This is a genomic window from Pseudomonas sp. FSL R10-0399 (assembly GCF_009600165.1).
In the GTDB taxonomy this organism is placed as follows: domain Bacteria; phylum Pseudomonadota; class Gammaproteobacteria; order Pseudomonadales; family Pseudomonadaceae; genus Aquipseudomonas; species Aquipseudomonas helleri.
In genome coordinates this window covers 1-4,446 of the sequence record NZ_WIWK01000204.1, presented here as the reverse complement: position 1 = coordinate 4,446, position 4,446 = coordinate 1, and the positions used below count along the sequence as shown (strand labels likewise).

General features: G+C 62.0%; 1 protein-coding gene. It reads left to right on the top strand.

Annotation, left to right across the window (positions count from 1 at the left end):
* Positions 1 to 316: 316 nt before the first annotated feature.
* A partial coding sequence (locus tag GHO41_RS28610) for a type I polyketide synthase (protein ID WP_153435293.1) occupies positions 317 to 4,446 on the top strand: 4,130 nt, incomplete at its 3' end.

The following is a 4,446-nucleotide window of genomic DNA, read 5'->3' as shown; positions in this document are numbered from 1 at the left end:
TTGAACGGCTGCCGTGTTTTGAGAGCGCCGATGACTCAGTAGCCGGAAAACAGGGGGGTACTTCAGACCATCCTTAGCGGTCGCTTTGGGTTTTGCCTTGTTGGCCAGACCGCGTATTATTCCGCCAAGTATGTTGGAGTATTACTACATTGGCGGTTCGGCAATAAGACCTTGCGCGTACGTGTACGCCGTAGGCTGCCACAGAGACACAAACAACCCCCCAGGTGACGTTTAACAACGAACCAACAATTTTTCGGCCAGGCATGCGGCTGTTCGCTGGATGGGATGGTGGCCGTGAGTGTTTTAAGGAATGGTTTTGACAAAACGTAGACAGGTAGCAATTGTTGGTAGTGCTTTTCGTTTCCCCGGTTCTACAGCCAGCAGCTTCTGGCAGAACCTGATGGCGGGCCGCGATTTGGTAACTCAAGTCGATGCCTCACGCTGGGAACACGCCGAGTTTCTACACCCCGACAAAGCCAATCCGGCCACCACATACACCTTTGCTTCGGGCACCCTGGGTGATATCAGCGCGTTTGACGCGGGCTTTTTCAGCATCTCGCCTCGCGAGGCCATGATGATGGACCCGCAGCAGCGCATGCTGCTGGAAATGTGCTGGGAAACCTTCGAAAACGCCGGGGTCAAACCGTCGAGCCTGCGGGGCAGCAATTGTGGCGTCTATATAGGCATTGCCGGTGTCGAACAGGCCTACCGCCTGTTCGAGGACATGGCGTCCATCGACGCGGCCACGGCCACCGGCAATACCATGAGCATTGCTGCCAACCGCCTGTCATTTTTCTACGACCTGCGTGGCCCGAGCATGGCCATCGACACCGCGTGCTCGTCCTCGCTGGTGGCCTTTCACCAAGCGTGCCAGGCGATCCTCAGCGGCGATATTGATCAGGCCGTGACCGGCGGCATCAGCCTGCACATGCACCCGTTCGGGTTCATGATTTTCGCCAAGGCCTCGATGCTGTCGCGCACCGGGCGTTGCCAGTCGTTCGACCAAAACGGCGATGGCTATGCGCGCTCCGAGGGCGGTGGACTGTTCCTGCTCAAGGATTACGATCAAGCGCTGGCCGACGGCAATACGATTCTGGCGGTAGTAGCAGCCAGCTCGGTCAATACCGACGGTCGCAAGTCGAGCCTGACGCTGCCCAGCGCTGACGCGCAGGCGGCGTTGCTAAAGAGCACCTACGCCAAGGCCGGGATTGATCCATCGCAACTGGACTACCTCGAAGCCCACGGCACCGGTACCGCCGTTGGCGACCCGATTGAAAGCCGTGCCATTGGCGAGGCGCTGGGGCAGGCCCGTGGAGCCGGCAACCCGCTGCCGATCGGTTCGGTCAAAAGCAACCTGGGACACCTGGAAGCCGCGTCCGGCGTTGCTGGTCTGATGAAGGCGCTCAATTGCCTGAGCGAACGCATGGTGCCCGCCACCATCGGCGCTGAAGTGCTCAATCAGACGATCCCGTTTGCTGACCTCAACCTGCACGTCGTCACCGAAAACCAGCCGCTCAAGGCGCAAGGGCAACTGACCGTCGGCATTAACTCGTTCGGCTTTGGTGGCGCCAACGCCCACGTTATTTTGCAAAGCGCCGAACCCGCCACTGCCAGCCGTGAGTCCATGCCTGGCCATCGTTTGCCGCTGATGCTCAGCGCCAAAGAGGCGGATGGCTTGCGCGCAACCGCGCAGGACTTCGCGGAGTATTTGGCCACTCAGCCCGAAACCGACTTTTACGACGTGGCCTATCAGGCCCTGTTCCGCCGTGATGCCCACGCCCATCGCTTGCTGTTGATCACTGCTGATCCGGCCGAAGCGGCGCAGGCGCTGGCTGACTATGCCCAAGACCCAAGCCTCAGCGAACTGAGCTCGGTGGTCGAAGCCGGGCAAGCGCTGGACAACCCTCAGGGCCCGGTCTTCATCTACTCCGGTAACGGTTCACAGTGGCAGGGCATGGGCCGGGCAATGCTCGGCAATCCACTGTTTGAAGCGGCAGTGGCCGAAGTCGATGCGCTGTTCCAGCCGTTGGCCGGTTATTCGCTGCGGGCCGAACTGCTGGGCGACAACGGCGATGACCGTTACGCGCGCACCGAAATCGCGCAACCAGCGCTGTTTGCCTTGCAAGTCGCGGTCACCCGCGTACTGGCGGCGCAGGGCATTGAACCGGTGGCCGTGATTGGTCACAGCGTTGGTGAAGTAGCTGCCGCGTGGGCCAGTGGCGCTCTGAGTCTGGAAGATGCCACCCAGGTGATTTTCCATCGCAGTCGCCTGCAAGGGCTGACCCGTGGCAACGGACGCATGGCGGCCGTTGGCCTCAGCGCCGAAGCCACCTCAGCCGTGCTGGTGGAATTGGGGCTGGACAACCAACTGGTGATCGCGGGCGAAAACAGCGCTCGGGGCGCCACCGTGGCCGGGCCGCTTGAAGCGCTGACGCAATTGGAACAAGTGCTGACCGAACGTCAGGTGTTTATCCGCCTGCTGGATCTGGACTACGCCTTCCACTCGCCGGCCATGAACCCGATCGAGCAGCAAGTGATTGCTGATCTGACCCACATCCGCCCGCGCAGCACCACATTGCCTTTCTATTCCACCGTGGTCGGCGGCGAGCTAGACGGTCAACGACTGGACAGCCGCTACTGGTGGCAGAACATCCGCATGCCGGTGCTGTTCCAGGGCGCCATGGACACGCTGGTAGGGCAGGGCTTCAACCTGTTTGTCGAAGTTGGCCCGCACCCGATTCTGCGTGCCTACGTCACCGATGCACTGACCCAGGCCGAACGCCCTGGTCAAGTGATTGGCACCTTGCTGCGCAAAGATCACAGCCTGTCCTTGCTGGAGCGCTGCGTCGCCAAACTGCTGATTGCCGGTGCCCAACCGAACTGGCAAACGTACTTCCCGGTGGCCGGGCGCAATGTGCGCCTGCCTAACTACAGCTGGCAGCGCGAGCATTTCCAGCTGCCGGTCAGTGCCGAGTCGTTCGGCGTACTGCAACGCGAACGCGTACACCCTTTATTGGGCTACCCGCTCACGGACCGCACGCTGACCTGGGAAAGCCGCCTCGACACGCAATTGTTCCCGAGCCTGGGCGACCACAAAGTCGGCGAAGCCGTGCTGTTCCCCGGTGCCGGTTTTACCGAACTGGCGCTGGCGGCGGCCTTGCTGCACCAGCCGGGCGAGTTCGTCGACATCGAAGAACTGGAAATTCACAACCCGCTGCTGCTCAGCCACGAAGGCAGCAAAAAGATTCGGGTCAATATCGAACAGGCTGATGGCACCTTGCACATCACCTCCCGCAGCCTGGCCCAGCAAGAAGAATGGGTACAGCACGTGGTTGCGCGTCTGCCCGGCGAAGCGCGCGGCGTGATGCTCGGCGGGCGTGCCCCGGCCTTGCCACAACGCCCTGCAGACTTCACTGGCGAGCAACACCTGGCACTGACCTGCGCGGTCGGCCTCAACTACGGCCCGGCTTACCAGACCGTCGCGGCGGTGTGGGTCGAACCGGCTCGCATCCTTGCGCAATTGAGCGTGCCCGACGCCATTCGCCACGAGATGGACACGCTGCATGTACACCCGGCGCTGCTGGATGGCGCGTTCCAACTGATTACCGAATTGCTCGTGGGCCAGCCCGGCACCAACAAAGGGCTGGCGTTTATCCCGGTCAAACTGGGGCGCATTGCCTACGCCAAGGCGGGCGGTGTGCCGTGCCTGGCCGAAGTACGCCAACTCAAGCGCACCGAGCATTCATTGCTGGTGGACTTCACCCTGTTCGACGCGGCTGGCGACGCCGTACTGTCGATCAAAGACGCGCGTTTTCGCGGTGTACGTCTGCAGCGTGACCGCAGCGCTGACATCAAACACATGGCCCACGTCGGGCTGGCGGCACCGGGCCACGTCGTGCCTGTGCAGCGCGAAGCCCTCGACAACACACCGTTGCAGGCCCAATTCCTGGGGCTGGGCGATGAACCCGTGCAGGTGCGTTACCTGAACGAAGTCGAGCCGCTGCTGGATGTGTTGTGCGCAAGTTTTGTGCAAGACCTGATCGAGCACGTCGGTGGCCAGTTAAGCGCTGAACAGATCGCCCTGTGGTCGCAACAGGATGGCGTTCCCGCTCACTACCTTGGCACCTTGCTGCGTCAGGGGCTGGAAGACGGCAGCCTGAGCCGCGATGCCGACGGCAACGTCAGCGTGGCTGACGCCGGTGAACGTCCGGCCAGCGAAGCCATCTGGCAGGAACTGTTCCAGAGCTACCCGGAGCATTTCCAACTGATTCACTCGGTGGGCCGCATAGGTCGTCATTTGCAGGCCTTGCTCGACGGCCAGCAGACCCTCGAACAGCTGCTGCCCCGCGAAACCAGCGGCGCCAACCTGTTGCGTTTGGTACTGGGCGCGGCCGGACACCAGCGCTTGCTGGCCGGTGTGCGCGAAACCCTCGCGCAGCGTCTGGC